The sequence below is a fragment of the Sedimentibacter sp. B4 genome (assembly GCF_000309315.1).
Lineage (GTDB): Bacteria > Bacillota > Clostridia > Tissierellales > Sedimentibacteraceae > Sedimentibacter > Sedimentibacter saalensis.
Genome location: NZ_CANG01000407.1, coordinates 1 through 241, shown reverse-complemented (window position 1 = coordinate 241; position 241 = coordinate 1). Strand labels below are relative to the sequence as shown.

The 241-nt window shown below is 69.3% G+C and carries 1 pseudogene; it reads left to right on the top strand.

Annotated elements, in window-relative coordinates:
* Positions 1-241, top strand: a pseudogene (locus BN358_RS23540) (heavy metal translocating P-type ATPase); the annotation flags it as partial.

Sequence of the window (241 nt, the reverse complement as noted above, 5' to 3'; positions counted from 1 at the left end):
GGCCACCCTGCTGAAGGACGGCAGGGAGAGCCTGGTCCCGATCGACTTCCTCAAGGTCGGGGACACGTTCGTGGTGAAGCCGGGGGAGAAGGTCGCCACCGACGGCGAGGTGGTCGAGGGCTTCTCCGCGGTCGACAACTCCCTGGTCACCGGCGAGTCCGTGCCGGTCGACGTGGTTGCGGGGGACGCCGTGATCGGCGCCACCCTGAACACCACCGGACGCATCGTCGTGCGCGCCACA